General features: G+C 68.8%; 18 protein-coding genes. 10 read left to right on the top strand and 8 right to left on the bottom strand.

Features of this window, described 5'->3' with window-relative positions; translation table 11 throughout:
- Positions 1–323: DUF2177 family protein (locus Q1W68_RS17865; RefSeq protein WP_300717210.1), on the bottom strand; the 323-nt coding region annotated here is incomplete at its 3' end.
- A gap of 37 nt (positions 324–360) precedes the next feature.
- On the bottom strand, positions 361–1701 hold the full coding sequence (locus Q1W68_RS17860) for a sorbosone dehydrogenase family protein (RefSeq protein ID WP_300655778.1): 1341 nt from the start codon (positions 1699–1701) through the stop codon (positions 361–363).
- 162 nt (positions 1702–1863) lie between these two features.
- On the opposite strand from Q1W68_RS17860, the gene Q1W68_RS17855 reads away from it, so the two are divergent.
- Both Q1W68_RS17855 and Q1W68_RS17850 read left to right on the top strand, forming a co-directional pair.
- The gene (locus Q1W68_RS17855) at positions 1864–3561 is read left to right on the top strand and encodes an ATP-binding protein (RefSeq protein WP_300655780.1); all 1698 of its coding nucleotides are present in this window, start codon (positions 1864–1866) and stop codon (positions 3559–3561) included.
- Entirely contained in the window at positions 3558–4379 is an 822-nt protein-coding gene (locus tag Q1W68_RS17850; protein ID WP_300655782.1) for a response regulator, read from the top strand. The genes Q1W68_RS17855 and Q1W68_RS17850 overlap by 4 nt, the downstream gene beginning before the upstream one ends.
- Positions 4380–4512: 133 nt before the next feature.
- Here Q1W68_RS17850 and Q1W68_RS17845 read toward each other — a convergent pair whose 3' ends face one another.
- Complete coding sequence (locus tag Q1W68_RS17845) at positions 4513–6543, bottom strand: bifunctional metallophosphatase/5'-nucleotidase (protein ID WP_300655783.1); 2031 nt, start codon at positions 6541–6543, stop codon at positions 4513–4515.
- A gap of 167 nt (positions 6544–6710) precedes the next feature.
- On the opposite strand from Q1W68_RS17845, the gene Q1W68_RS17840 reads away from it, so the two are divergent.
- From Q1W68_RS17840 to Q1W68_RS17830, 3 genes are read left to right on the top strand one after another with little or no spacing between them, the layout of a single operon-like run.
- On the top strand, positions 6711–8318 hold the full coding sequence (locus Q1W68_RS17840) for a gamma-glutamyltransferase family protein (protein WP_300717209.1): 1608 nt from the start codon (positions 6711–6713) through the stop codon (positions 8316–8318).
- Positions 8318–9283, top strand: coding sequence for a diacylglycerol kinase family protein (locus tag Q1W68_RS17835; protein WP_300655786.1), 966 nt, complete (start codon positions 8318–8320; stop codon positions 9281–9283). The genes Q1W68_RS17840 and Q1W68_RS17835 overlap by 1 nt, the downstream gene beginning before the upstream one ends.
- Positions 9280–10068 (top strand): metallophosphoesterase, encoded by a 789-nt coding sequence (locus Q1W68_RS17830; protein ID WP_300655788.1) that lies wholly within the window; start codon positions 9280–9282, stop codon positions 10066–10068. The genes Q1W68_RS17835 and Q1W68_RS17830 overlap by 4 nt, the downstream gene beginning before the upstream one ends.
- A gap of 6 nt (positions 10069–10074) precedes the next feature.
- On the opposite strand, the gene Q1W68_RS17825 is transcribed toward Q1W68_RS17830, so the two are convergent.
- Positions 10075–10308 carry a SlyX family protein gene (locus Q1W68_RS17825; RefSeq protein ID WP_300655790.1) on the bottom strand — a complete coding sequence of 78 codons (234 nt, stop codon included), beginning with the start codon at positions 10306–10308 and terminating at the stop codon, positions 10075–10077.
- A gap of 105 nt (positions 10309–10413) precedes the next feature.
- Positions 10414–11052, bottom strand: coding sequence for a glycine zipper 2TM domain-containing protein (locus tag Q1W68_RS17820; RefSeq protein WP_300655791.1), 639 nt, complete (start codon positions 11050–11052; stop codon positions 10414–10416).
- Positions 11053–11313: 261 nt separating this feature from the next.
- On the opposite strand from Q1W68_RS17820, the gene Q1W68_RS17815 reads away from it, so the two are divergent.
- From Q1W68_RS17815 to Q1W68_RS17805, 3 genes are all read left to right on the top strand, one after another.
- A complete protein-coding gene (locus Q1W68_RS17815; protein ID WP_300655793.1) occupies positions 11314–11556 on the top strand; it encodes a hypothetical protein in 243 nt (80 codons plus the stop codon).
- A gap of 57 nt (positions 11557–11613) precedes the next feature.
- Complete coding sequence (locus tag Q1W68_RS17810) at positions 11614–20163, top strand: glucoamylase family protein (RefSeq protein ID WP_300655794.1); 8550 nt, start codon at positions 11614–11616, stop codon at positions 20161–20163.
- 118 nt (positions 20164–20281) lie between these two features.
- Entirely contained in the window at positions 20282–21001 is a 720-nt protein-coding gene (locus tag Q1W68_RS17805; protein WP_300658618.1) for a Crp/Fnr family transcriptional regulator, read from the top strand.
- Positions 21002–21020: 19 nt separating this feature from the next.
- On the opposite strand, the gene Q1W68_RS17800 is transcribed toward Q1W68_RS17805, so the two are convergent.
- A complete protein-coding gene (locus Q1W68_RS17800; RefSeq protein ID WP_300648855.1) occupies positions 21021–21302 on the bottom strand; it encodes a hypothetical protein in 282 nt (93 codons plus the stop codon).
- A gap of 154 nt (positions 21303–21456) precedes the next feature.
- Positions 21457–22419 (bottom strand): hypothetical protein, encoded by a 963-nt coding sequence (locus tag Q1W68_RS17795; protein WP_300648857.1) that lies wholly within the window; start codon positions 22417–22419, stop codon positions 21457–21459.
- Positions 22420–22666: 247 nt separating this feature from the next.
- On the opposite strand from Q1W68_RS17795, the gene Q1W68_RS17790 reads away from it, so the two are divergent.
- Both Q1W68_RS17790 and Q1W68_RS17785 read left to right on the top strand, forming a co-directional pair.
- Positions 22667–23386, top strand: a complete 720-nt coding sequence (locus tag Q1W68_RS17790; protein ID WP_300648859.1) for a Crp/Fnr family transcriptional regulator — start codon at positions 22667–22669, stop codon at positions 23384–23386.
- 148 nt (positions 23387–23534) lie between these two features.
- Positions 23535–24233 carry a Crp/Fnr family transcriptional regulator gene (locus tag Q1W68_RS17785; protein WP_300648861.1) on the top strand — a complete coding sequence of 233 codons (699 nt, stop codon included), beginning with the start codon at positions 23535–23537 and terminating at the stop codon, positions 24231–24233.
- A gap of 48 nt (positions 24234–24281) precedes the next feature.
- On the opposite strand, the gene Q1W68_RS17780 is transcribed toward Q1W68_RS17785, so the two are convergent.
- The coding region (locus Q1W68_RS17780) for a CsbD family protein (protein ID WP_300717208.1) at positions 24282–24511 on the bottom strand (230 nt) is incomplete at its 5' end.

Genomic DNA, 24511 nt, shown 5'->3' with positions numbered 1-24511 from the left:
AGCGAGAGCTTCCACGGCCAGTCCTTGAGCGTGGCCCAGTTGGTCAGGTCGTAGGTGGCGTAGGTGAAGAAGCCGAACAGCGCGGCCATGGTCAGCGTGGTCGCCCAGCTGTGGGGCGCGGTGTGCGGCGCCACGGCAAAGATCACCAGACCCACCGCGAACAGCAGGTAGAACACCACCGCCACGGGCACGTTGGGCGAGGCCGCCATGAGGTGACCCAGGCCTTGCTGGTACAGGGGTTTGGCGATGACGCCGAGCCAGATCAGGTCCAGCACGACCATCACCACGGCGGTGCCGCCGTAAGCGGCGAGGTACTTGTTCATGTTGTCTTTCAGGAAACTCGGGGTGGTTCAGGGTCGTTCAGGGTTTCGGGCTCACGCGCCAGATCGCGTTGCCCACGTCGTCGGCCACCAGCAACGCGCCGCGCGTGTCCACCGCCACACCCACCGGCCGGCCCAGGGCCTCGCCTTGTTCGCTCAGGAAGCCGGTGAGCACGTCCACCGGCTGGCCGGCTGGCTGATTGCCCTGGAAGGGCACGAAGATCACCTTGTAGCCGCTGTGCGGGCGGCGGTTCCACGAACCGTGCTGGCCGATGAACATGCCACGGGCAAAGGGCGCGCCGAGCGCATTGCCGGTGGACGAGGCCAGGCCGAGCGAGGCGGTGTGCGGGCCGAGCGCGTAGTCGGGCTTGAGGGCCGTGGCCACCAGGTCGGGGCGCGGGGGCTTCACCCGCACGTCCACCGTCTGTCCGTAGTAGCTGTACGGCCAGCCGTAGAAGCCGCCGTCTTTCACCGAGGTCAGGTAGTCGGGCACCAGATCGCTGCCCAGTTCGTCGCGCTCGTTCACCACGGTCCACAGGGTCTGGCCGGCGGCATCCCAGGCCATGCCCACCGGGTTGCGCAGGCCTGAGCCGTACACGCGGTTCGCGCCGGTCTTCACGTCCACCGCCCAGATGGCTGCGCGGCCCACCTCGGCTTCCATGCCGCGTTCGCCCACATTGCTGTTGGAGCCCACGCTCACGAAGAGCGTGCTGCCATCGGGGCTGGCCAGCAGGTTCTTGGTCCAGTGGTGGTTCACACCGGCGGGCAATTTCACCAGCTCGGTGGCGGGCGCGGTGATGGTGGTGTCGCCGGTGCGGTAGGGATAACTCACCACCGCATCGGCGTTGGCCACATACAGGCGCTCGCCGATCAGCGCCATGCCGAAGGGCGAGCGCAGGTCGCGCAACAGCACCGAGCGGGTTTCGGCCACGCCGTCACCGTCGGCATCGCGCAGCAGCGTGATGCGGTTGGCGCTGGGCACGGTGGCGCCGGCGCGCTTCATCACCTGGCCGGCGATCCAGTCCTTCACGCCGGTGCTGCCAGCGGGTTTGGGTGGCGCGTTGGTTTCTGCGACCAGCACGTCGCCGTTGGGCAGCACCAGCAGCCAGCGCGGGTGGTCCAGTCCACTGGCGAACGCGCCCACGCGCAGACCCGCCGCAGGCAAGGGGGTTGCGCCATCGGGCCACCCTCTGGCGGGCGCGATGTTCACCGTGGGAATGAGGGTCGTGGCGGGCTCGGGCAGGCTGGGGTTGGGACCGGTGCCTTGCGCCACCGAAAGCCGGGCAGACTCGGCGCAGGCGCCCAGCAGAAACACGCTCGACAGGGCGGTGGACAGGAGGAGAAGCGGGCGCGCTGAACGCGTTGGGGGGGCATGGGTCATCGGTGCAGCCTAAGCGCGGATGGGGTGCATGTCCATGCATGGCCCTTCGCGGTGGTAGCCTCACCACTTTGTGTGGGCTACCGAACGGACGTGGCCCGGCGCCTTGCGTAGCTTCCAGGGTGGCCGCCCGCTTTGGGCCGCGCCGTACTTCGAAGAAAACCGATGCCAGAGCAACGCGCCCCCGACCCCCACCCCGCCGCCGGGACAGGTGAGCTCTCCGAAGCCGGTCGCCGCAGTGCCTTGCTCAAGGCGGGGGCTTTGCAGAACGCGATCCTCAACAGCGCCAACTTCTCGATCATCGCCACCGACGAAAAAGGTGTGATCCAGATCTTCAACGTGGGTGCCGAGCACATGCTGGGCTACAGCTCGGCGGAGGTGGTGGACAAGTTGAGCCCGAGCGACCTGCACGATGCGATGGAAGTCACCGCACGCGCGGTGGAGCTGAGCACCGAGCAGGGCACGCCGATCGCACCGGGCTTTGAAGCCCTGTCGTTCAAGGCCTCGCGCGGCATCGAAGACATCTACGAACTGACCTACATCCGCAAGGACGGCAGCCGCTTCCCGGCCATCGTCTCGGTCACCGCGCTGCGTGACGACGCCGCCGGCCTGATCGGCTACTTGCTGATCGGCACCGACAACTCGGCGCGCAAGCTGGTGGAGCAGCAACTCAACGAGGCGGTGGCCGCGGCCGAAAAGGCCAACCTGGCCAAGTCCGATTTCCTCTCCAGCATGAGCCACGAGCTGCGCACGCCGCTCAACGCCATCCTGGGTTTTGCGCAGCTGGTGGAGTCGGGCACGCCCGCGCTCACGCCCGCGCAGAAACGCAGCATCGACCAGATCCTCAAGGCCGGCTGGTACCTGCTGGACCTGATCAACGAAATCCTGGACCTGGCGCTCATCGAGTCGGGCAAGCTGTCGCTGTCCGTGGAGCCGGTGTCGCTGCAGGAGGTGCTGATGGAATGCCGATCCATGGTGGAGTCGCAGGCGCGCCAGCGCAGCATCGGCATGGCCTTCCCGCGCCTGCCGGCGCAGAGTTATGTGAAGGCCGACCGCACACGCCTCAAACAGGTGCTGATCAACCTGTTGTTCAACGCCATCAAGTACAACCAGCCGTCCGGCCATGTGGCGGTGGAGTGCGCAGAGCCCACCCCCGGCACCTTGCGCATCAGCGTGCGGGACACCGGCGCCGGCCTCAGCCCCGAGCAGGTGAGCCAGTTGTTCCAACCCTTCAACCGGCTGGGTCAGGAGGGCGGCAAGGAAGAGGGCACGGGCATCGGCCTGGTGGTCACACAGCGGCTCGTGGCGCTCATGGGAGGCGAGATCGGTGCCGACAGCACCCAGGGTGTGGGGAGTGTGTTCTGGGTCGAAATGGCGCTGGCCACCGCACCCGGTCTGTCGCTGGAGATCAGCAACGAGCCGCCACCCGCCCAGGCGGTGGACGGTGCAGACATGCACACCGTGCTGTATGTGGAAGACAACCCGGCCAACCTGGAGCTGGTCGAGCAGATCATTGCGCGGCGCAGCAACCTGCGCCTGCTCGGCGCGGCCGACGCCAGCCTGGGCATCGAGTTTGCGCGGGTCTACCGGCCCGAGGTCATCCTCATGGACATCAACCTGCCCGGCATGAGCGGCACAGAGGCCATGAAGGTGCTGCGCAGCGACCCCTCCACCGCCCACATCCCCATCATCGCGCTCAGCGCCAACGCCGTCCCGCGCGACATCGAGCGCGGATTGGAGGCGGGCTTTTTCAACTACATCACCAAACCCATCAAGGTCGGCCAGCTCATGGATGCGATCGACGCGGCCCTGGCGATTTCCAGGCAACGGCAGCTGGGCAACAGCCCGGCAGACATCACATGACCATCACCGCCCAAGACATCCTGCAGGCCCGCGTCCTGATCGTGGACGACCAGCAATCCAACGTCCTGCTGCTGGAGCAGATGCTGGAGAACGCGGGGTACACCAACGTGCACTCCACCATGGACCCGGCCGCGGTCACCGGCATGCACCGGCGCACGCCGTTCGACCTCATCCTGCTCGATTTGCAAATGCCCGTGATGGACGGCTTCCAGGTGATGGAAGGTCTCAAGGCCAATGCGATCGACGACTACATACCGGTGCTCGTGATCACGGCGCAGCCGGGCTACAAGCTGCGGGCGCTGCAGTCGGGCGCCAAGGACTTCGTGAGCAAACCCTTCGACATGCTCGAAGTGCGCACGCGCATCCACAACCTGCTGGAAGTGCGCCTGCTGCACCAGCGCCTGGCCAACCTGAACCACGCGCTGGAACTCGAAGTGCTGGAGCGGACCGCCGAGTTGCGCGAGAGCGAAGCGCGCTACCGCGCGCTCACCGAGCTGGCCACCGACTGGTACTGGGAACAGGACAAGGACGGCCGTTTCACCCGCGTGTCGGGCCCGGTGCTGGAAATGCTCGGCCTGCGCGTGGACCCGCTGGTGGATGGGCCTGCCGCACCCGATGTCGAAGACGGGTGGAATCTGGTCCAGCGCGCCGACTTGCAGGCCCGCATCACGGCACGCACGCCGTTCCTCGACGTGCAACTGGACCACATCTCTGCCAAGGGTGTGAAGCGCAGCTACCGCGTCAGCGGCACGCCCATGTTTGACGCCGGTTGCACCTTCATCGGCTACCGCGGCTTCGGGGTCGAGATCCTCAACTGAAGACCCCGGTCGGGTTCGGCCCGGGCCGGTGCGCCGCCCGGACCACCGCGGTGTTGGCCGGCGACCTGCTGACGGCACACAGGCGCGGCGCCACTGCCTCCCCTGGGACGGCATGCCGGTTCCAAGGACGGGCTCAGTTGGACTGCGGCAGGCTGTCCGCGCGCAGCGACAGGTTCTGGATGCGCGTGTCGGCCGAAGCGGCGGTGTCGGCGGCGCCATAGGGGCTGCTCCGCGGGTACCGGTTGGCCATGTGGCTGGCGAAGGCGTTCTGTTCGCCGCCCGGTGTGCTGAACCCGTTGCCGCTGGCGGGCGCGAGGTCCTGGCGGGCGGGTGCCGACAGGGTGTTGAAGGGGTAGCCGTCGCCGCCAGCGGTGGTGCCGTTGCCGGCCAGGAAGCCGAGCGTGACCATGCGGTAGCGGCGCGCAGCCACTTCCGGTGTGAAGGCCCCCTGGGCATACACGACCTCCGGTCCGGTCAGCGGGCCGGTGCCGTCCGCATCGTCGACCACGATGGTGCGAACGCGCGAGCCCACCGGCTGGCCGGGATCGAAGCTGAAACGCAGGCCCGCCACCTGCGGAAACTTTCCCTGGGTCGAGTTCACCAGCCAGTCGGAGATGCCGTGCTCCAGCAAGGTCTTGAGCTCGGACGGGGTCACGCTGAGCACCGACAGACCGTTGTTGAAGCGCAGGGCGAATTCGATGTCGAGCTGCGAGATGTCGCCCGCCTGCTTGTTCACCGACGGGTTGGCCTTGGTGATGCCCTTCACGCCGGTGGTGGAGCCCGGTGGCGCGTCGACCGAACCGAGCGAGGAGCGGATGCCACCACCGTTCTTCAGCGACAGCGTGGTGCTGCCGTCCAGGGTCTGTGCGTGTGCGAGGTTGGCCTCGGCGGTGAGGTTGCCCAAGTTGGTTTCCTGGTTGCGCACCAGCACGCGGTCGCCTTCGAGGTAGACGCTGGCAGCACCGAACAAGGCGCCGTCCTTGGTCGAGATCACCGCGCCGATCTTGTCGGTGATGGCCACCACACCCGGCATGGCGTCGGCCAGCGTGAGCCCGGCGCGCGCCAGGCCGTCGGTGTCGGTGGCCCAGGCGCCATTGAGGGTGGTGTCCAGCCTGCCGGTGATCACGCGGCCCTGTGCGTCAAACGGCAGCACGATGCGCCCGAGGTACTTGTAGTCGGCGTCGACGTTGACCACCAGCACCGGCTCGTTGCCCGGCGAGGTGTAGCGCAGCGGGTAGACGCCGCCGTTGGTGTCGCCGGGACGCACCCGGTCGTTGGCGTCGTACAAGCCGGTGTTGGAGCCGCCCGCGATGATCAGGTCCACCCCGCGCAGGCGGGTGGCGAGCTGCTGTTCCACCTGCAACTGCTGCATGTGGGCCAGCAGCACCACCTTGTTGATGCCTTGTGTGGTGAGCGCCGTCACCGACGGCTGGATCTCGGCCACCAGTGCGTCGATGCTGGCCACGGCGGCACCACTGGGCGCCACGCCGATGTTGCCCACCGAGGTGATGCTGGGCAGCGTGGGCGTGCTGGCGCCCACCACGCCGATGCGCTCGCCGTTAACCGTGATCACCGTGTATCGGGCGAGCTTGTTGTTCAGGGTGGATGCCTCGGCGCCGTCGTTGGCGGCGTTGGCCAGGCTGGCGAGGTTGCTGTCGGCGCTGAAGGTCAGGTTGCTGGCGAGGTAGGGGAATTGCGCGCCGCGCCAGGTGTTGCCGCCCGAGCTGCTGCGGTTGATCAGCGAGGCAAAGAAGTTGGTGCCCAGGTCCAGGTCGTGGTTGCCCACGGCCGAGGCCTGCAAGCCCATGAGGTTGAGGATCTCGATGTCACCGCGGCCCGCACCGCTGATGCCCAGCTCGGGACTCAGCGACGCGTCGTCGGACGCGTTGAAGAACGGCCCGGGGATGTAGTTGTCGCCCGAGGACAGGAACACCGTGTTGGGCACGTCGGCGCGGAAGCGCTGCACCAGCGCCGACAAGCCTTTGGCATTGGTGACCAGATCACCGCCGCTGTCCATGTCGGCCACATGCAGCACCTGCAGGCTGAAGGCGGTGGCGGGCAGGGGTGGGGTGGTCGCTGGAGCAGGGCCGCCGCCACCACCGCACGCAGCCAGCGAGAAGGCGAGGGCGGTGGCGAGCAGGCCGGAGGGGAGGTGCTGTGCCATGGTTGGGTGGAAAAGGGGTGGTGGATGGATGGGCGTCGCAAAACGACCCTCGAAGTGTTCGGTGACCCGGTGTCTGTTTCGTGACAACACGGGTGCCCCCGGGGGTTTGCGCCGCGTATCGAATATCCTGCAGCGTGTGCAACGCCAACGGGCCATTCGAGCAAGACATGACATTCCACTGGACCAACCCCTACCCCACCGTGCGCAGCCCCGTGATGGCGCGCAACGTCGTCTCCACCTCGCACCCGCTGGCGTCATCCGCCGGCCTGCGCATGCTGCTCAAAGGGGGCAATGCGGTGGACGCGGTGATCGCGGCCGCTGCTGCGCTCACCATCGTCGAGCCCATCTCCAACGGCCTGGGCAGCGACAACTTCGCCATCCTCTGGGACGGCGAGACGCTGCACGGCCTGAACTCCTCGGGCGTGGCGCCGGCCACCTGGAACACCGACTACTTCGCGCGCCGCCACGGCGGCAAGATGCCCCAGCGCGGCTGGGACTCGGTCACCACCCCCGGCGCGGTGGCGGGCTGGGTGGCTTTGTCTGAGCGCTTCGGCAAGCTGCCGTTTGCCGACCTGCTGGAGCCCGCCATCGAACTGGCCGAGCGCGGCCACGGCGTGGGCTGCATCACCGCCGACAAGTGGGCCCGCCAGGTGCCCATCCTGAAAAACCAGCCCGGCTTTGCCGAGGCCTTCATGCCGCACGGCCGCGCGCCGAAGCCGGGTGAACGCTTCACTTTCAAGGCGGCAGGCGCCACGCTGCGCAAGATCGCCGAGACCCGCGGCGAGGCCTACTACCGCGGCGAGATCGCCGAGGCGCTCGTGGCCCACGCGGCAGCCAATGGCGGCAGCATGACCCTGGCCGACCTCGACGCCTACCGCCCCGAGTGGGTGACGCCGATCCAGAAAAACTTTGCCGGCTACACGGTGCACGAGATCCCGCCCAACGGCCAGGGCATCGCGGCGCTCATGGCGCTGGGCATGCTGGAGCACCTCGACATCGGCCGCCTGCCGGTGGACAGCATCGAGTCGCAACACCTGCAGATCGAAGCCATCAAGCTCGCCTTTGCCGACACCTACCGCTGGGTGGCCGATGCGCGCCACATGAACCAGGTGAGCGCCGCCGACCTGCTGAGCGACGCGTACCTCGCCGAGCGTGCGAGGCTCATCCAGCCGGGCAAGGCCGGTGACTTTGCACACGGCACACCGCCGCGCGGCGGCACGGTGTACCTCACCGCCGCCGACGAAAGCGGGCAGATGATCAGCCTGATCCAGTCCAACTACATGGGCTTTGGCAGCGGCGTGGTGGTGCCTTCGGTGGGTGTGAGCCTGCAAAACCGGGGCTACGGCTTCACCTTGGCCGAGGGCCACCCCAACCAGGTGGCCGGCGGCAAGCGGCCGTTCCACACCATCATCCCGGGCTTCGTGACCAAAGACGGCCGACCGCAGATGAGCTTTGGCGTGATGGGTGGCAACATGCAGCCACAGGGCCATGTGCAGACGCTGGTGCGCATGCTCGTGCATGGCCAGCAGCCGCAGGCCGCCTGCGACGCGCCGCGCTGGAAGGTCGGCAACGGCCTGAACGTGGACTTCGAATCCACCATGGCGCCCGCCTTGCTGCAAGGGCTGAAGGACCTGGGCCACCGCTTCGAGCCCACCCCGGATGCCTACATGGACTTCGGCAGCGGCCAGTTCATCTGGCGCCTGGCCGACGACATGGAAGCCGGTTACGTGGCCGCGAGCGATTCGCGCCGCGACGGCCAGGCCGTTGGTTTCTGATGCAGCGCCCCCTGTTCAGGCCTGCAGCCGCGCTGCGGTTCGTGGTGAATGGCCAGTCGGGCCACGGTGATTCCGACGCCACCCGCGACGCGATCGAGTCGGGCCTGCGCGATGCCGGTCGGGCGGGCACCGTGTGGTTTGCTGCACCCGGCGAGCTCGCGCAAGTGGCGCGAAAGGCTGCAGAGCAGGCCGTGGCCGATGGCGCCGCGGTGGTCGCCGTGGGCGGGGACGGCACCATCAATACCGTGGCGCAGGCGGCCCACGCAGCCGGTTGCACCATGGGTGTGATTCCCCGTGGCACCTTCAACTACTTTGCCCGCGAGCACGGCGCACCCCTGGAGACCCCCGACGCCTTGCGCTGGCTGCTCGACGCGCGCCCCGAGCCGGTGCAGATCTCGGCCATCAACGGGCAGGTGTTTCTCGTCAACACCAGCCTGGGCCTCTACCCGGATCTGCTGCAGGACCGCGAAACCTGGAAGGCCCGCTTTGGCCGCAGCCGCCTGGTGGCGTTTGGCGCCGGCATGGCCACGCTGCTGCGCGCGCAGCGGCGGCTCAGGCTCTCCATCGAGTGGGATGGGCAAGTGCGTGAACTGCGGGCGCTCACGCTGTTCGTCGGCAACAACCGCCTGCAGCTGGAACAGCTGGGCCTGGGCGCCCGCGATGGACTGTCCGAGGGTGCGGCCGCCGACGGCCACATCACCGCCGTCATCCTCAAGCCCATCGGCACCCTGGCCATGGTCGGCCTGATGTTGCGCGGCGCGCTGGGGCAGTTGGGTGAAGCCAGCGGCATTGATCGCATCGTGTGCCAGAGCCTGGTGGTCAAGCCCACGCGGTTGCTGGGTCGGCGAAAGGTGAAGGTGGCGTTTGATGGCGAGGTGGACTGGATGCGCTCGCCGTTGACCATCCGCGTGCTGCCCCAGCCGCTCTGGCTGCTGAAGGCCGCGCCTGAGGTGACCGCACCGTGAGCGTGTTGCTGCAGGTCTCCGATCCCCATTTCGGCACCGAACGAACCCCCGTGGTGGAAGCGCTGGTGGCACTCGCCGCCCGGCTGCGTCCCGACCTGGTGGTGCTCTCGGGCGACATCACCCAGCGCGCCCGCACTGAGCAGTTCAGCGCCGCCCGCACCGCCGTGAACCGGCTGGGTGCGCCCCTGCTCGCGCTGCCCGGCAACCACGACATCGCGCTGTTCAACCTCTGGAGCCGCTTCGTGCGCACCTACGAGCGCTACAGCGCGGCCTTCGGGTCCGACCTGGCGCCCGTGTTCGCCTCGCACGACCTGCTGGTGATCGGCGTGAACACCACGCGCGCCCGGCGCCACAAGGACGGTGAAGTCTCCAGCGAGCAGATCGGCGCCGTGGCACAGCAACTGCGCCAGGCCACGCCGGAACAGCTGCGCGTGGTCGTGGTGCACCAACCCATCGACGTGATGCGGGCCGAGGACCTGCCCAACCGGCTGCACAACCACGCGGCCGCGCAACAGGCCTGGGCCGCTGCCGGGGCCGACTTGGTCATGGGCGGCCACATCCACCTGCCGTATGTGATGCCGCTGCCGGGGCTGGCGCGTTCGATGTGGGCGGTGCAGGCCGGCACGTCGGTGTCCGGCCGGGTGCGCAGCGGCGTGCCCAACTCGGTGAACGTGCTGCGCTGGTCGCCCGCCAGGGATTGCGTGGTGGAGCAGTGGGATTTTTCAGCGGCTGCCTCGGCCTTCGAGCGCGTCGCCAGCACACCACTCGTGCCGCAGCGCGGCTGACCCTCGTCAGTAGTGCGGCGGCAGTTCGTCGCGCGGGTCGCGCGGCCCGGCCGACTGGCCGTCGTCGCCGCCGCGCTGGCGCAGCCGGCTCACCTCGCGCAGCAACAAGTCGATCTGCTCCTGCTGCTTCGCCACCAGGGCGTTCAAGGTGTCGAGCAGGTCGTCGGCGTAGCTGGCCTTGATCTCCAGATCGGTGAGGCGCTGGTCGGTGTCGGAAGCGGGGTGCAGGGATTCGGTCATTCCGCCATTGGACCGCATTTGCCGCGCACAAAAAAACCCGCGCTGGCAGGACGTGGTCCTGCATGCAGCGCGGGGAAGGGGGGGATCTTCAGGAATGTCTGGTGGTCAGACGCGGGGTTCGCCATTGCCGTTGACCAAAATGGTCCGGCCGGGTTGCGAAGTCATCTGCACGCGGTGGCCAACACCGCGGAAGGTGTAGGTCACGTCCCAATAGTCGGGCTGGCCATTGCGGTTCGCTGTCGGTGTGCAGCGCTGGACTTCCTGCGTCTGGGGCTGGTTGCCGTAGCCGTTGCGGCCCACGTTGGAACCCACGGCCGCACCGGCCACCGCGCCGCCCACGGTGGCGATGTCGCGACCGCTGCCGTTGCCGATCTGGTGGCCCAGGATGCCGCCGATCACCGCACCGGCGATGGCGCCGGGGATGTTGCGCTGCGGCTGCTGCACCACTTCTTCGCGTTCGATCCAGCAGCGCTGGCCGCTGTTGGGGCCGACCACGGCGCGCACCGAGGTCACGTCGGCTTCGTACAGGCGTTCCTGGTTGCGGCGGCGGTAGTCGCGGCGTTCCTGCTGTTGCTGGGCTTGCGGGTATTGGTTGGGGTATTGGTAGACCGGCTCGGGTGCCTGCGAGATCGGTTGGTCGTACACCGGGTAAGGCACGGCGCAGCCGGCCAGGCCTGCCACGGCCAGGGTGGCCAGGGCGGTCAGGCGCAGCAGGGGAGATGAGCGTTTGACGAGGGGGTTCATGGAGGTGTTCCTGGTGTGACAGCCGGATGGCGAGGACCGGTGTGTGGTGCCGGTCGATGGGTTGAAGGATGTTGGATGCTGCGCCCGTGGTCTGTTCGTTACCGCGCACGAACGGTGTCTGCGCGGTAAAGAACGTGAGCAGTTCTTGCCGGCCGTGCGCCGGTGGGTACGTCACCGAACAGACCCCGAACCCTCGTCGGGACTACAAACGCTTTCGCTCTCCCGGAGCTTTTCCGATGGCGTTTGAACCCGGAGTTGCCCATGCCCAAATCCACCGCCTTCCACCCCAGCTGGGACACGTCCTCCTATGGGCACCCGGCCGACACATCGCCGATGGAATGTTCGGCCCTGGCCGACCACCTGTCGGAGTGCAGCCGCTCGCGCGGCACCCTGCAGACCTTGCGCAACGGCGCAGGCCTGGTCCGCGGCTTCGTGATGCCGCGGCTGGTCACCACGGTGTTGTTCATTGCATTGATTGCAGGCACCACATGGCTGGCTTCGTAGATGGCTGTGAGCGAACAACCCGGTCAGGACGACTGGGTACCGCAGCCCGTGCGGCGAATGCTGGACGCCGCACTCGGTCCGGCGCTGGAGCCGATACGGTCTGAAATCTTTGGCCTGGCGCGCTTTGAAGAGCACGGCAGAAGCCTGGCCGCGTCGCACCACGCCGCGCGTGCGGTGTTCGGCAGCACCACCTTTTATCCGCGCCTGCAGAGCAACATCCAGAGCCTGCGCACCTCGCACGAGCACATTGCCAGCCATGCGCTGAGTGGTCAGGACATCAGCCCGGGCGCCGAGTGGCTGTTCGACAACTTCCACCTGATCGAAGACCAGTTGCGCGAGATCCGCGAGGGCTTGCCGCCGCGCTACTACCGCACGCTGCCGGTGCTGCAAGACGCACCCCTGCAAGGTTTGCCGCGCATCTACAGCATCGCCTGGGCGTTTGTGGCCCACACCGACGGTGCCTTTGACGACACGGTGCTCACCCACTTCCTGAACGCCTACCAGGAGGTCCACGAGCTCAGCCACGGTGAGCTCTGGGCGCTGCCCACGACGCTGCGGGTGGTGCTGATCGAGAACCTGCGCCGTCTTGCCGACCGCATTGCCAGCCACAAGGCCGCGCGCGAACTCGCCGGACTGATCGCGCACCGCATCGAGGAGATGGATCTGGCCACCGTGCGCGAGCTGCACGCGATGGCCGAGCGCCGGGGTGCGAGCCGCGTGTTCCTGTGCCACCTGGCGCAAAACCTGGCCGGTCACCGCCCGCCCACCAACGGCGTGTTTCTCACCCAGCTGGGGCCCTGGTTGCAAGAGACGGTGCCCGACCTGGCGGCCTTGCAGGCCCAGCACCACGCCGATCAGGCGGCCGACCACCTGAGCGTGGGCAACGCGGTCAAGGCGCTGCGCCAGATCGGCGCGGCCGACTGGGCGGGCACCGTGGCCCGCACCAGCCGCGTGATGCAGGTGATGCTGACCTCCCCGGTGTTCGCCGCCGAGGATGACGCCACCCGCAGTTCCACGTTGCACGGCATCGAGCGCCTGGCCGCGCAGAGCCAGCGCAGCGAAACCGAGGTGGCGCATGCGTTGCTCCGCTGCATGCAGGGCGGTTCTGCACACGAAGCCCTGGCCGGGCATTGGCTGGTGGGGGGAGGCCGTGCGGTGCTGGAGCAGCAGCTCGGTTTGAGCCGCCGCGCCAGTGGCCTGGGGCGACTGGTGGTGCGCATCGCGCGCGTGCCCACCTACCTGGTGGCCATGCTCGCCGGTTCGCTGGCGCTGGTGGCCGCGGTGTTCTCGGTGGCGGCCATCCCGCTCGATGGCTGGGTGGGTCAGGCCGTCGCGGCACTGGTGCTGCTGCTCATGGTGTTTCCGGCGTCCGAGGCGGTGGTGGCCGTGGTCAACCGCCTCATCAGCGAATCGGCCCGGCCCGCGCACCTGCCGCGTTATCTGCTGGCCGAAGGTGTGCCGGTGCAGGCGCGGGTGATGGTGGTCATCCCGGCGCTGCTGGGCAGCCCGCAGGCCGTGGCGCCGCTGGTGCACCGGCTGCACCTGCACTTTCTGGCCAATCCCGAAGAGCACGCGCAGTTCGCGCTGCTCAGCGACTTTTCCGATGCCGACAGCCCGGTGCTGCCGGGCGATGCGGCGGTGCTCGCCGAAGCGGTGACCGCAATCGCCGCACTCAACGAACGCCACCCGGTGGCCGACGGCGCGGCGCCGCGTTTCCTGTTGCTGCACCGTGAGCGCACGCTGAGCGCCACGCAGGGCCGCTGGATCGGCTGGGAGCGCAAGCGCGGCAAGCTCGAACAGCTGGTCGAGGCGCTGGTGAACAACGGGCCGGGCCCGTTTCTGGCGCTGGGCGAGGTCTCGCGCATGGCACCCGACACGCGCTATGTGCTCACGCTCGACAGCGACACGCAGTTGCCACCGGGCCGCTTGCGCGCGCTGGTGGGTGTGGCCGAGCATCCCGACAACCAGCCGCGCCTGGACGCCAGCCGCCGCCGGGTGGTGCAGGGCTACGGCATCCTGCAGCCGCGCGTGGTCCCGCCCCTCCCGGAGACCTCGCGCACGTCGGCCTGGCAGTGGATGAGCGCCGGCCAACGCGGGCTCGACCCCTACAGCGCCATGAGCTCCGACGTGTACCAGGACGTCTTCGGTGAAGGCAGCTTCACCGGCAAGGGGTTGCTGCACGTGGCCACCATGCACGCGGTGCTCGGCGCACGCCTGCCCAGCGACCGGGTGCTCAGCCACGACCTGCTGGAAGGGGCACTTGCGCGTTGTGCGGTGGTGACGGACATCACCCTGATCGAGCCCGACCCGGAGCACGCCGATGTGGCTGCCTCGCGCCTGCACCGCTGGATGCGCGGCGACTGGCAGCTCCTTCCTTTTCTGTTGCAGCCGAAGCGCTGGCAGCTCTCGCCTCTGAACCGCTTGAAGCTGCTGGACAACCTGCGCCGCTCGCTGGTCACACCCGCGTCGTTGTTGCTGCTGCTGCTGGCCATGTGGGGTGTGGGCCTGAGCCTGGGCGCGGCCTTCTGGCTCGCGCTGGCCGCGCAGGCCGCAGCGCCCTTGCTGGGTGCGCTGGCCGGTTGGGTGCCGCACCGCGCGAGCCTGCTGGGCGAACGCTTCGCCCGCGCTGCCGCGGCCGATGTGATGCGCGCGCTGCTGGGTGGCGTGTGGCACATCGTGCAGCTGTTGCAGCAGGCCCTGCGCGCCACCGACGCGGTGGTGCGGACCACCTGGCGCATGGCGGTGTCCAAACGCCAGCTGCTGGCCTGGACCACCGCCGATGCCGCCAGCGCTGCCCTGCGCCCGGGCCTGTGGCCCTCGCTCAAGCGCCACGCGCTGGAGATCGGCGTGGCGGTGGCGCTGCTCGCGCTGCTGGGGTGGAGCGTCGCACAGCCGCCCGCGCTCGGGGTGGCGTTGCTGGTGCTGTGGGCGCTGGCCCCGCTGATCTCGTGGTTGGCCCACCAGCCGTGGCCCGGCAGCGGCCCGCGCCCGCTCGGCAGCGCCGACCGCGCCATGCTGGACGATCTGGCGCGCGACACCTGGCGCTACTTCGAGCGCTGTGTCGACGCCGACAACCACCACCTGCCGCCCGACAACCTGCAGATCCTGCCGTACGACATGGTGGCCCACCGCACCTCGCCCACCAACATCGGCCTGTACCTGCTGAGCATCTCGTGCGCGCGCGAGTTCGGCTGGATCGGCACACAGGACCTGCTGGAGCGCATGGAGGCCACGCTGGCCAGCCTGCAGCGGATGGAGCGACACCGGGGCCACTTCCTCAACTGGTACGACACCCAGACGCTGCAGCCGCTGTTGCCGCGCTACGTGTCCACCGTGGACAGCGGCAACCTCAGCGTGCACTTGCTGGCGGTGGCCCAGGCGTGCCGCCTGCTGGCGCGCGACCCCCACGCCACCCAGGCCACGGCGCAGGCGTTGCAGCGCAGCCAGACGCGGATGGCGTCGGTCATGCAGCACCAGCTGCCCTGGCTGGAAGCCGCGCTGACACAACCGCTGTCGCACAGCGCGCTCGGCCAGGTGCTTCGGTCACCGCTGCCCGACCCGCTCGATGCGGTGGCCAGCGCATCCTTTGCTGCGCTGCTGGAAGCCGCGACAACCGAGCTCGCCGCCATCCCCCACCCGCGTCCCGCGCCCGATCCCGCCCGCTCGGGCGTGAAAGACGCCATCGCGCGAGACCACGACAGTCTGCACGCGCTGCTCGGCGACCACCTCAACGCACTGCGTTCGGTTGGCCTGGACCGCAGCGCCGCTGCCGAAGGCGGCGGGCCGCGGGCCACGCGCCGCCTGATCGAGTTGGCGGTGTCGTTGGAGCAACTGGCCTGGGCGCCCGAGTTCGGGTTTCTGTACCACCCCAAGCGCCACCTGTTGCACATCGGCCTGCGGCTCGACGACCAGGCACTCGACGCGTCGTTCTACGACCTGCTGGCGTCCGAGTCGCGCAGCACCAGCTTGCTGGCCATCGCCAAGGGCGACGTGCCGATGAAGCACTGGGCCGCTCTGGGCCGCCCGCTCTTTGCCAACGGGCGGCACGCGGTGCTGCGATCCTGGTCGGGCTCGATGTTCGAGTACCTCATGCCCACGCTGGTGATGGCCGAACCCCACGGCAGCGTGCTGCGTGAAGCCGGGTGTTCGGCGCTCATGGAGCAGATCGCCCACGCGCAGGGCAAGGGCATGCCGTGGGGCGTCTCGGAGAGCGCCTATGCCGGGCGCGACCACACGCTGGCCTACCAGTACGCGCCGCAGGGCGTGCCCCGCCTCGCCCTGCGGCGAACCCCGCTGGCCGAGCAGGTGATCGCACCCTACGCCACCGCGCTGGCCACCCAGGTGAACCCGCGCATGGCCTGCCAGAACCTGGACGAGCTCACCCGCCTGTCGGTGCGCGGTCGCTACGGCTTCATCGAGGCCCTCGACTTCACCGCGGCGCGCCAGACCCAGGGCGGCCACTGCACGCCGGTGGGCACCTACATGGCCCACCACCAGGGCATGACCATCGTGGCGCTGGCCAATGTGCTGCGCGACAACGTGGCGCAGCGCTGGGGCATGGCCCACCCGAACCTGGAGGCGGTGTCGTCGCTGCTGCACGAACGCACGCCGCGTGCCCTGCCGGCCCTCGTGTACCGGGCGCCGCCGAGCGCACCGTTCAATGCGCTCCAGCGCCGCGCGCAGGACCCTGTGCGCTCGGTCGTGCCCGGGGCGCAGGTGCTGGAGCCGACCCACCTTATGTCCAACGGCCGCTACAGCGTGAGCCTGCGCGCCAACGGCGCGGGCTGGAGCCAGTGGGGCAGCACCGGCATCACGCGCTGGCGCGACGACGCGCTGCGCGATGCGTGCGGCAGCTTCGTGTACCTGCGCTTGAACCCCCATGCCCCGCCCGTGTCGGCCAGCAGCCACCCCGCGCCCGATCCGGCCGCGCGTTACCAAAGCACCTTCCACACCGACCGCGTGGTGCTCGAGGCGTTGTGGCCCGAGCTCACCGTCCAGACCACGGTGTGGGTGAGTCCGGAGGACGACATCGAGCTCAAGCGCGTGGTGCTGACCAACCGCAGCGAGGCGGTGATCGAGCTGGAGCTGATCTCGGCCTTCGACGTGACGCTGGCGCGAGCCGCGGCCGATGAGGCCCACCCCGCGTTTTCCAACTTCTTCGTGCAGGCCGACTGGCTCGCCGACCAGCAGGCCCTGCGCTTCGCGCGCACGCCGCGCCTGCAGACCGAGAGCACCTTGCAGGCGGCGCACTTTGTGGCCAACACCCTGGGCGACGTGACCGGCCTGCGCTGCCAGACCGACCGCAGCCAGTGGCTCGGGCGCAACCACAGCACCGACCAGCCGCTGGCGCGCATGAACGCGGTGCCCGCCGTGTCGCAAACGCTGGACACCGGGCTCGACCCGGTGGCCGCCATCGGGGTGTCGCTGCGCCTGTTGCCCGGTGCGCAGGCCTGTGTGACCTTCGGTACCGCCGCCAGCGACCACCCTGCGCAGTTGCTGGCCATCGTCGACAAGTACCGTCAGACGAGTTCGGTCGAGCGTGCTTCGGTGATGTCGGCCACGCTGGCCAGCATCCAGCTGGCGCCCGGGCGGCCCCGCCTCGATTTCCTGCCGGCGTTTCAGCGCCTCACCACCGCGCTGTTGATGACGCTGCCCAAGGTCGATCTGCCGGTGCCCGATCCCAAGGCCCTGTGCGTGTGCGACCGGCGCACGCTGTGGCCGCTCGGCATCTCGGGCGACCGCCCGCTGCTGCTGGTGAGCGCGGGATCGCCGCAAGGCCTGGGTTTGCTGCGCACCGTGGTGCAGGCGTTGCGCGAGTGGTCGCGCGCGCACGTGGCCTGTGATGTGGTGGTGCTCAGCAGCGAAGCGCATTCGTACGAGATGCCGTTGCAGCGCGAACTGGCGCTGCTGAACGAACAGCTGCACGCGCCCCTGTTCGGTGGCCCGGCCAATGGGCTGCACCTGCTGCGCCCCGACGCCTTGTCGGCCGCCCAGCTGTCCACACTGGACGCCCTGGCCCGCATCCATCTGCGGGCCGACGGGCGCAGCTGGACCCAGCAGATCGAGGTCTGGAGCCAGCGCTTTCACACCGCCCAGATGCCGGTGCTCAGCGGCAGCAGCGAGCGCGTGGCCACCCATGCCCGGGACCGCCAGGCCACGGCCCCGGTGGGCACGTTCGAAGCGGGCGGGCGGCGGTTTGCGTTCGAGGTCTCGCCCACCCAACGCCCGCAGCGACCGTGGATCAACGTGCTGGCCAACCCCGGCTTCGGTGCCATCGTCTCGGAGAGCGGCGGTGGCAACACCTGGGCCGGCAACAGCCGCCTCAACCAGCTCACCACCTGGGGCAACGACCCGGTGGCCGACACGCCGGCCGAGTGGTTCCTGCTGCAGGACCGCCGCACGCAAGCGGTGTGGAGCCTCGCGCCCTCGGCCTGGGGCGATGCCGAGGCCAGGCACACGGTGGTGCACGCGCAGGGCCGCACCACCATCAGCCACCGGCGCGGCGACCTCGACATCGCGGTGCACTGGTGCGTGGACGCCGAGACGGCCGTGAAGCAGGTGCGCATCGAGATCGTGAACCGGGGTCACCAGATGGCGCACCTGCGCACGGTCGCCATGGTGGAGTGGCTCATGGGTGAAAAGCGCAGCGACCGCGCCACGCTGCACACGCGGCGCTGCCGGGTGGACGAGCCCGCCGGCCTGGTCGGCCTGATGGCCACCCAAACCGAGGCCGGTGCCGGCTGGGGCGGTGGCACGGCTTTTCTGGTGGAGGCGCAGGCCACGCCCGGCGGCAGCGAGGTGCTCGACTGGACCTGTGACCGTGCGGCCTTCTTTGATGCACAGGGCCGCTTGCGCTTGCCTCAGCGGCTGGGCCAGCGCAGTGGCAGCGGTCTGGATCCGTGTGCCGCGCTTTCGCGCCCCGTCACCGTGCGCCCCGGCGCCACGCTGGAGCAGGTGTACCTGCTGGGCTTCGCCGCATCGCCCGCCGCCGCGCACGAGCTTGCGGTGCGCGCCATGAAACGCGTGCCGCGCGAACGCGAAGAGGCCGCGAAGGCGCGCTGGGATGCGTTGCTGGGCGCCACCACCGTGGTCACGCCCGACCCGCTGTTCGACGCCATGACCAACCGCTGGCTGCTCTACCAGACCGTGTCCTCGCGCCTGTGGGCCAAGGCCGGCTTCTACCAGGCGGGTGGCGCCACGGGCTATCGCGACCAGCTGCAGGACACCATGGCACTCAGCTGGGCCGCGCCGCGCCTGCTGCGCGATCAGATCGTGCTGTGCGCCTCGCGCCAGTTTGAAGCGGGCGACGTGCAGCACTGGTGGCACTCGCCGGGTGGTGCCGGCGTGCGCACGCATTTCTCCGACGACCTCTTGTGGTTGCCGTTTGCGTGTGCGCACTACCTGCGCACCACGGGCGACACCGCCGTGCTCGACGAGACCGTGCCCTTCCTGGAGGACATGACGATCGCGCCCGGCGCCGAAGACGCCTACGACACGCCGCGCATCGGCCACGTGAGCGCCAGCGTGTTCGAACACGCGGCACGCACCATCGACCGCAGCCTGCCGGTGGGCGTCCACGGCCTGCCCCTCATGGGCACGGGCGACTGGAACGACGGCATGAACCGCGTGGGTCATGAGGGCCGGGGCGAGTCGGTCTGGGTGGCGTGGTTCCTGTGCGCCGTGGTGCGCGACTGGATTCCCATCGCGCGCGAACGCGGCGACGGGGAGCGCGCCGAACGTTGGGAGGCCGCGCTCGCGGGCTGGAGCCAGGCCCTGGAGACCGAAGCCTGGGACGGCGACTGGTACCGCCGCGCCTTCTTCGACGATGGCAGTCCGCTCGGCTCGCACACGCAGCCCGAGGCCCGCATCGATCTGATCGCCCAGGCCTGGTCGGTGCTCAGCGGGCAGGCGCCGCTGATCCGCCAGCGGCTGGCCATGGAGGCGGTGGAAACGCAGCTGGTCAACCCCGAGGCGGGCCTGATCCAGTTGCTCACGCCACCGCTGGCCCACGCCCAGCCGAGTGCGGGTTACATCCAGGCCTACCCGCCGGGTGTGCGCGAAAACGGGGGGCAGTACAGCCACGCCGGCGTGTGGGGCCTCATGGCGATGGCAGCGCTGGCCGTGCGGGAGCCCGCGGGTTCGGAGACCCGCGACGCACCCTACCGCTATTTCACCTACCTGAGCCCCGCGCACCGCGCCAGCCACCCGCGGTGGGGCCCGGCTTACGGACTGGAGCCCTACGCCATGGCCGCCGACGTCTACAGCCAGCCACCCGGCGTGGGCCGGGGCGGCTGGAGTTGGTACACCGGTGCTGCGGGCTGGCTGCACCGCGCGGCCATCGAGTCGGTCATGGGCTTGAAGCTCACCGCGCACGGCCTGAGTTTTGAGCCCTGCCTGCCCGCGCACTGGCCGCGGGCCGAGATCACGCTGGTGCGCGATGGCCGCACCCTGCGTTTCGTGCTGGTGCGACAAAGCGAAGACGCTGTGCGTGCCACCTGGGGCGGCCAGGGCGTGGGGTTTCTGGCGGTGGGGGAGCACCTGCCGTGGGCTGCCCTCCCGGCGCACACGGTGTTTGTAGTACCGATGGGGGGGGCCACACAGGCTTGAAGTTTTATATGTTCGCTTCCGAACGGACAGACGGTCGTATCCGTGCAATGCTCGGGATAAGAGCCATTCAAGAGCCAAACCGCGCCAAGCGATCACTGTCACCCCGGAGGAAAGCCACTTGACCCAACCCGACAATTCACGCCAGAACGAGTTGCTGGCCTGCCTGCCCGACGCCGAATGGCAGCGTTGGGAGCCATTGCTGGAACTGGTCGACCTCCCGCTGGGCAAGGTGCTGTACGAGTCCGGTGCGCCGCTGTCGCACGTGTACTTCCCCACGAACGCCATCGTCTCGCTGCTCTACGTGCTGGAAAACGGCGCGTCCGCAGAGATCGCGGTGGTGGGCCGCGAGGGTGTGGTCGGCGTTGCCATCTTCATGGGCGGTGGCTCCACCCCCAACCGCGCGGTGGTGCAAAGCGCGGGCATGGGTTACCGGCTGCGTGCCGATGTGATCAAGTCGGAGTTCGAGCGCTCCAGCCCGGTCCTGCACCTCATGCTGCGCTACACGCAGGCCCTCATCACGCAGATGAGCCAGACGGCGGTGTGCAACCGCCACCACTCGCTGGACCAGCAACTCTGCCGCTGGCTGTTGCTGAGCCTGGACCGCTTGCCCGGCAACGAGCTGGTCATGACGCAGGAATTGATCGCCAACATGCTCGGTGTGCGCCGCGAAGGCGTGACCGAAGCCGCGCTCAAGCTGCAGGCCGCCGGGCTCATCCGCTATGCGCGCGGCCACATCGCGGTGCTCGACCGCCCCGGCCTGGAGCACCGCACCTGCGAGTGCTACCGGGTGGTCAAGAAGGAATACGACCGCCTGTTGCCCGATCTGATCGCGATCTGATCGCGATCAGCGTCGGGTGTCAGCGCGTGATGCGGCCCAGCAGGGCGCCCAGCGCCAACGCGGCCGCCACGGCCATCAAAGGTTGTTCGCGCACGGTGCTGCGCAGGCTGGACGTCCAGGCATCGCCCGTCTCGGCCAGCCGACGGACCTTGGGCACTGCGCTGTCGGCGAACCGGTCGATCGCATGGTGCGCGCCCTGCACGGCATGGTCCAGTTGGTCGCCCGCCACGGACGCGAGCTTTTCACTCTCCGACAGCAGCGATGTGTTGGGCACTTGGGGGGTGGTGGTGTTGGAAATCATGGTGTGTTCTCGGTGGGGTGGGTTGAAAATCGATGCGCGAACAGCGCGCTCAGGTGAAGATGGCGATCAGGATGATGATCGGGATGGGGATGCCCAGAAAGAGCAGCAGAAGCGAGCGCATGGGGGTCCTTTCGGTGGGGAATGTGCGGGGTGTTCAAGCGTCGCGCTGGCGACCCCCGAACGTGGCGGCCAGGCTGGCGCAGAAAGCGCCGATCAGCAAGGACACAAAGAGCCAGAGCGCGGCGGTGGCCGAGGCCTGGCGTGCGGCGTCTGCCGCGGCGCGCGCGTCGGTGTCGGCTTCCCGGGCCTGGGCCTGCGCCCGGGCATAGGTGTCGGTCACGCGCTGTTGTGCATCGGATGGCGACAAGCCGGTGCGTTGCGCCACCAGTTGACCCACGTGGCGCACATCGTCCTGTGGCAAAGGCTCGGACAGGTTGGAAAACATCAGGATGCGGCCGATTTCGGCGGCGTCCCTGTCGGTTCCGATGTCGGTGATCGCCGCGTCCACAGGGGCCACGTTGGCGGCAGCAGCCCGGTCGCCGGCGCTGGTGCCGGCGTCTCGGCGAAACAGTGTGTCGACAAAGTAGGCCATCGAAGCGCCCTCATCGTCTTGTGCCAGGCCGGTGGCCGCCACGGCAGCACCGCCCGCCCCGGTGGCACCCGCCTGCAGACCGCCGCCCACGATGGAGCCGATCACCGAGGTGAGCAGCGCCGCCGTGGCCAGCGATGACACCGCCCATGCCAGAAAGCCGTGTGCGGTGTCGCGGAAGTACACCTCGTCGGCCTGCGTGTCCAGCCACCGGGTGCGCAAACGGCCCGCCAGATAACCGCCCATGGCCGAGGCCAGCAACTGGGTGAGCGTCAACCACACGATGGTGGAAACGCCCAGGGTCGTGGCCGTCACACCGGCATGGGTCCAGGGCGAGACCGATGACAGACCCAGCCCCACACCGAGGATCAGCAGGATCAGCGAGAGCGCCGCGGCGGCCGCGCCGCCGGCAGCGACCGCGCCCCACGAGACCGCGCTGGCCGAAGTGGCCACGCCGTCGGCTGGTCCGCCAACGGGCATGGGCCGGGGCTGCCATGCCTCGGCGTTTGAAGGGGTGGGAAATGCCATGCGCGTTCCAGTGGTTGTGGGCGAAGGGGCAACCGTAAAGGCAGTGCGGTGCGAGGTCTGTGCGGTCACGAACGTTCTGTCCATGGGGCGCGGTCGCCACATCCGGCCCGGATCGCCCACGCCTTCGCCGGGCCTTCATGTGTTCGGTGCCGGACAGACGGCGCACGGACCGGTGTCTAGCATTCCGTTACCGAAAATCCTGGTCTGGCCGCGTTCCGAGCCGAGCACCGTCTCCGAGGAATGCCACGTGACCGAAACCGCTGATCCCCGCCAGAACCAGTTGCTGGCCTGCCTGCCCGACGCCGAGTGGCAGCGCTGGCTGCCTTGGCTGGAGCCGATCGATCTGCCGCTGGGCAAGGTGCTCTACGAGGCCGATGAGCAGCTGACCTTTGTGCATTTCCCCACCACCGGCATCGTCTCGTTGCTCTACGTGCTGGACAGTGGCGCCTCGGCCGAAATCGCGGTGGTGGGCCACGAGGGCGTGGTCGGCATTTCCATCTTCATGGGTGGTGGCTCCACCCCGAGCCGCGCGGTGGTGCAAAGCGCGGGCCAGGGCTACCGCGTCCCGGCGAGCTTCATCCGAGGCGAGTTCGAGCACTCCAGCCCGGTGATGCACCTCATGCTGCGCTACACGCAGGCCCTCATCACGCAGATGAGCCAGACGGCGGTGTGCAACCGCCACCACTCGCTGGACCAGCAACTCTGCCGCTGGCTGTTGCTCAGCCTGGACCGCCTGCCCGGCAACCAACTGGTGATGACGCAGGAGCTGATTTCCAACATGCTGGGTGTGCGCCGCGAGGGTGTGACCGAAGCCGCGCTCAAGTTGCAGGGCGCGGGCCTCATCCGTTATTCGCGCGGGCGCATCACGGTGCTGGACCGGCCCAAGCTGGAAGAACGCACCTGCGAGTGCTACCGGGTGGTGAAGCGGGAATACAACCGCCTGTTGCCGGCTGTGAAGGCCACCTGAAGCGCGCTGTGCGTCTTGCGTACGGAGACAGACGGATGCCCGGGCCAAATTGGTCCACGATGGGGCAGGGATTGCCGGGCACCGTGTTCGTGCAACCCGCATGAGTGATGTCCGTGATGGGTCTCCGCTTGTGAACCGGGCGGATGCCTTGAAAAACACCGAAAACCTGCTCATCGCAGCGCTCCCCAAAGGGATCGCCAAACGTTTTCTCGCGCTGTGCGAGCCCTTCGAGCTGGTGCTCTCGGCCGAGCTGAGCGTGCGCGGCGCCGAACTGAGCCACGCCTACTTTCCCCGCTCAGGCTTCATCTCGCTGGTGATCGACATCGACAGCCATCCACCGCTGGAGGTGGGCATGGCCGGACGCGAGTCGATGCTGGGTTCGGAACTGGTGCTGGGCATCGCCAAGACACCGTGGCGCGCGGTGGTCCAGGGCGCCGGCCACTGCTGGCGCATCGAGTCCGACGCCTTGCGACAAGCCATGGCCGACATGCCGCCGTTGCAGCGGATGCTGGAGCGCAGCCTCATGGTGCGGTTGCACCAGCAGGCGCTGGCATCGGCCTGCGAACGTTTCCACCCGATCGGTCCCCGCCTGGCGCGCTGGTTGCTGATGAGTCAGGACCGTGCCGAAGCGGACCACTTTCATGTCACGCAGGAATTCATCTCGCTCATGCTGGGCGTGCGCCGCGTGGGTGTGACCCAGGCGGCCAGCGACTTCCAGAAGGACGGAATCATCCAGTACACGCGGGGTGAGCTCCAGGTGCTGGACCGTGCGCGCCTGGAGCGCGAAGCCTGCAGTTGCTACGAGGCCGACAAGCTGCTGCACGTCGAGTTGATGTCCATGAAATGAAGCCCCCACGCGGCCCCGCCGTGCGTGGTCAGCGTGGGTGCCGCTGCCTCAGCGTTTGTGTTGCTGTGCGTGTTCCGCGTCGGTCGAGATGTTCAGCCACGAGTCGTCCGCGCTGGTCTCCCAGGCCTTCAGCTGCTCTTCGGCTTCGTCCTTGGCAATGCCGTAGCGCTCCTGGATCTTGCCGGCGAGCTGGTCGCGGTGGCCGGCCACCGTGGTCAGGTCATCGTCGGTGAGCTTGCCCCACTGCTGCTTGGCGCGGCCGGTGAGTTGTTTCCAGT

The sequence above is a fragment of the Hydrogenophaga sp. genome, from assembly GCF_030158645.1.
Lineage (GTDB): Bacteria > Pseudomonadota > Gammaproteobacteria > Burkholderiales > Burkholderiaceae_C > Hydrogenophaga.
This window is presented reverse-complemented; position numbering and strand designations above follow the sequence as displayed.

Coding starts and splice junctions, on each gene's coding strand:
- Q1W68_RS17860 (WP_300655778.1), bottom strand. CDS start 1,701: ATGACCCATGCCCCCCCAACGCGTTCAGCGCGCCCGCTTCTCCTCCTG.
- Q1W68_RS17855 (WP_300655780.1), top strand. CDS start 1,864: ATGCCAGAGCAACGCGCCCCCGACCCCCACCCCGCCGCCGGGACAGGT.
- Q1W68_RS17850 (WP_300655782.1), top strand. CDS start 3,558: ATGACCATCACCGCCCAAGACATCCTGCAGGCCCGCGTCCTGATCGTG.
- Q1W68_RS17845 (WP_300655783.1), bottom strand. CDS start 6,543: ATGGCACAGCACCTCCCCTCCGGCCTGCTCGCCACCGCCCTCGCCTTC.
- Q1W68_RS17840 (WP_300717209.1), top strand. CDS start 6,711: ATGACATTCCACTGGACCAACCCCTACCCCACCGTGCGCAGCCCCGTG.
- Q1W68_RS17835 (WP_300655786.1), top strand. CDS start 8,318: ATGCAGCGCCCCCTGTTCAGGCCTGCAGCCGCGCTGCGGTTCGTGGTG.
- Q1W68_RS17825 (WP_300655790.1), bottom strand. CDS start 10,308: ATGACCGAATCCCTGCACCCCGCTTCCGACACCGACCAGCGCCTCACC.
- Q1W68_RS17820 (WP_300655791.1), bottom strand. CDS start 11,052: ATGAACCCCCTCGTCAAACGCTCATCTCCCCTGCTGCGCCTGACCGCC.
- Q1W68_RS17815 (WP_300655793.1), top strand. CDS start 11,314: ATGCCCAAATCCACCGCCTTCCACCCCAGCTGGGACACGTCCTCCTAT.
- Q1W68_RS17810 (WP_300655794.1), top strand. CDS start 11,614: ATGCTGGACGCCGCACTCGGTCCGGCGCTGGAGCCGATACGGTCTGAA.
- Q1W68_RS17800 (WP_300648855.1), bottom strand. CDS start 21,302: ATGATTTCCAACACCACCACCCCCCAAGTGCCCAACACATCGCTGCTG.
- Q1W68_RS17795 (WP_300648857.1), bottom strand. CDS start 22,419: ATGGCATTTCCCACCCCTTCAAACGCCGAGGCATGGCAGCCCCGGCCC.